At 45.8% G+C, this 3578-nt stretch carries 1 protein-coding gene and 1 pseudogene; both read right to left on the bottom strand.

From position 1 onward, the window contains the following. Positions 1-544, bottom strand: a pseudogene (locus tag AC3A14_RS24295) (SWIM zinc finger family protein); the annotation flags it as partial. Positions 545-576: 32 nt separating this feature from the next. Beyond that, the coding region (locus tag AC3A14_RS24290; protein ID WP_487779223.1) for a hypothetical protein at positions 577-3578 on the bottom strand (3002 nt) is incomplete at its 5' end.

Genomic DNA, 3578 nt, shown 5'->3' with positions numbered 1-3578 from the left:
TACCGCAGGCGAATTCGTTGATATTTTGAAATACGTCATAGCTTGCCCCCAGTCTGCCATAACTGGATTCATCTTGACTGAAGCATTCAAAAAAGATTTCATCCGGGTGAACTGTGATTACAGGATCGAAGACAAAATAGAAATCGAGTTGTTTTTTCCACACATAGCGACGAAATTGTTCTCTGGCTTTATAATAGGGTCGCCAGCGTTCATAATTGATGGAATTAAGTGCAGTTAATTCGTCACGAATGGTCGCGATCTGGGCAGCAACTTCTTCTTTCTGTACGGCCACAGATTGCCATTCTAAGTCTTCTTGTTTTTTAGCCCATTCTTTATATTCTTCGTTGTCTTTGGGTTGGTAGCGCAAATCGGAAACAACTACATCATGAAGAGCGCTAATGGATTCTCGAAACGCGACACTTTTTCGCAATTCCCCGATAAAATAGGTGGGCGGGCGTTTGGTGTCGGGGGAAAAGGACATTTGGGTGTTATTTCCCTGGTTATTAACGGCTGTACTGCCGTGGTATGAATAGGCAAATTCCATAAGTTTGACCTCAAATTTAAATAAAATAAGGATTAACGTCGGATTTCAGCGACCGGTTTTACTTCAATGGGCAGGGGGATGTGGGGATAGTGTTGGTGCAAGCGTAACATCAATTGTAAACAATGGGATTTATCGGCGATCGCCATTGTCGCTGACTGCCGAGTTAGCACTTCGGCAATTATCTGTGCTGCCGCTTCACTTTTGAGAGCTTCCTGTTCTAAGAAGCTAAAGACCTTCTGTTTCGCCACCCGTCCCCGATTCACTTGGGATAAAACTGTGATTAAATAAGGCTTTAACTCGGCTAACTGCTCTGGGTTATCGGCGGCATAATTCTGTAAATATTGACTGGCGAATGCTTGCATATCTGTACTGGGATGTTCGCTAAACTGGAGTAAATAATCTTGCCCGTAGGGTTCCTCAAATGTGCGGGTAACCAACTGACGACCAAATTCGCGCACGTCTTCGCGGATGCTGTCGCAGATGAGAACCATGACTTCCGGAGTCCAGTCAGTATCGGTGAAATGACGTTGAAAAAGCTCTTGGGCAAATTGGCGCGAGTCTTCCCATTTCGCTTCTAACAGGCGAACTGCGGCTAATTTTTCCGCGTTGGAGGCTTTGATTCGGTCTATGTTATGCTCTATCATTGTCCAAGAGGCTTGTCTAACGCTCAATACCTCATGGCTGGCTAACCGAACAATTTCAGCAATTGACCACTGTTTTGCCCAGCGATAGACACTTACTTTGAGGTTAATACCACTGAGTTGTTGGGCATATCCAAATTTAGACTTGAGTAGGCGTAGGTTTAACTCTTGGGAAATCTCGCCTTTCCATCCAGGAAGATGAAGATGGATGAGGGAAAATAGGTCTTTGTGAACGCCGTCGTGGGGTTCTGGAATGAGAAGAAATTCGATTAATTCTGTGGCTAGAGGTAGACTAAAGTCGGGATGACCGTTGGCTAGACGGTAAATCAGAGGCTGAACGGATTGGCGTAGATCGGGAATTGCACTAACAGCCATGGCTATAATAGCATCTCGATAGCTTTCTCGGAGTTGGCGATCGCCCAATTGACCAAAGATTTCTACGCCAATGCTGCGGATAGCTTCTTGAGTAGAGGCAATTAAAGACTCGATGATACTCACCGGAAGCTCCGTTGCTGGAGTTTCGTGGTTGTGCAGCAGTCTTGCACCCAGGGTTTGCACTTCGGGAACTGGGTGCTGGAGTAAGTCGAGAATGACTTGTAAACTGAGGGTTTGTAGGGGAGTAGCAAAGAGTTGCAGGAGGGTATCGGATATAGCTTCTACGGGTTCACTCTCAGTTGTGCTAATTAGTTCAGAGATGATATAGCCGATGATAATTTTGCTTCTATTTTCGGGGATGGGGTGCGATCGCAACAACTTGCGGGCAAATTCTTGAATTTCCAGATGGGGACTGAGCAGCAACTGACACAAGAATTCAGCCGAACCAATGAACGTATTGGTATTTGTGTCTATCCACTCCTGCGCTTGTTTGCGAGCTGGGGCAAAGCTACAGTTTAAGAGGGCAATGACTAAATCAAAATTGGGATTTTCGGGCGTATAGCGTTGCTTGGCTAAGTTAAAGGCAAATTGTGTAGTTTCGTCATAAGGTTGACTCAACAAACCCACTAAATCTTGCACTGCCATCTGCTGGCAAAAGTCAGGGTTATCTTTTAAAGCTTTAACGGCAAACTGATGTACCCGATGACATTGGCTGTTTAATAATAATTCTACTAACGCATCCGGGCGTTGATTCCAGAGTTCGGGAAATGCTTCTTCCCTTGCTTCTGGGGGAGGAGCGCCGGGTTTATAATCATCTTTACATTTCCAAGCTTGATATCCATACTGCCAATGATAGCGAGGACTATTGCTGTAGAGAATAGGATTAAAAGATAAATAACCCGCATATTGATCCCAATAGCTTTTGAGGGCAACATATTTCCCACCTGAAGTCCATCGATAAGAGGCTTTTTCTCGAACCGGTTGAGCATCCTCATCCGAGTAGGCTAACAGAACTCCTACAGCTAAATCAGCATACTTTAAATCTCCTTGTTCCCCTAATTTAGCGAGGGTGCGCCATACTCGTCGTCGCAGATAGTCGCGGGTATCTTGACTGTAAGCTAGGGAGGTATCAGGACGTTGTTGTTCATTCCTCAAGTTATCTGCTACAAGTTCGTAGCGTCTCGTTTCTTTGTTATATCGGTGTTCATAGAATGTCAGGTAGCGGCCATCGGGCATCCTCATATAATAGCCTTTGCTATTGTATAAAGCCTTTCCAGTCTCAAAGCGCCAGGCTAAAAGGCCAAAAAATTCGGCATCATGGCGATATTCTGCCATTTTGAACAGGTGGCGCAGGGGTTTGAAGTTTGGAGGCGCGAGGGGTGCGGTGGAGATAAACTGGTGTAAGGCTGGACGGGCGATGTCGAGATGGGTTTGGTAGAGGGTTTGTAGAACTTGAAAGGGTTGATAGTCTTTGGTGTCGAGATAGGTTTGTAGAGTCTTGGTTAAGGTTTCGGGGTTTCCGGTGGCGATCGCCTCTTGTAGAATAGTCGGTAGGCGATCGCACGCTATCTTCTCTAACTCTTCCCTCGTGGTAGCATCCCCTAACTTCCACATCGCCTCAAACGCAATTCGCTTGACAAATTCCGGAGTTAATGTATTCTCCTCCAATTGCTTTAATATGGGTAAAGCTTCTGCATTTCCCAATTGTCCCAAAGCATGGGCAATACAATAATCTCGCAAGGGTTCTCCCGTGCCCAAAAGATTGATGAGATGGGGAGTTGCGGCGCTCAGTTTTAATTCTCCGGCACGCCAAATGATGCGATCGAGGGGCCAGTCTTCCGGTGGAGTACCTTGGAGATAGGATAAGATGCGATCGTCCCTACTTATTGGCTCACCCGTTGCCGCAGTTTGAGACATTGTAGAGGGTTCAGCCGTAGCGGTAATATCCTGATATCCCTTCTTTGTTTTCTCCTTCACCAACTTATCAAAAAATTTCTCCGCTTCTGGCAAAGACACCG

Source organism: Roseofilum sp., assembly GCF_982964205.1.
Note: the sequence above shows the minus strand (reverse complement) of the source record. Positions and strands in the feature narration are given on the sequence as shown.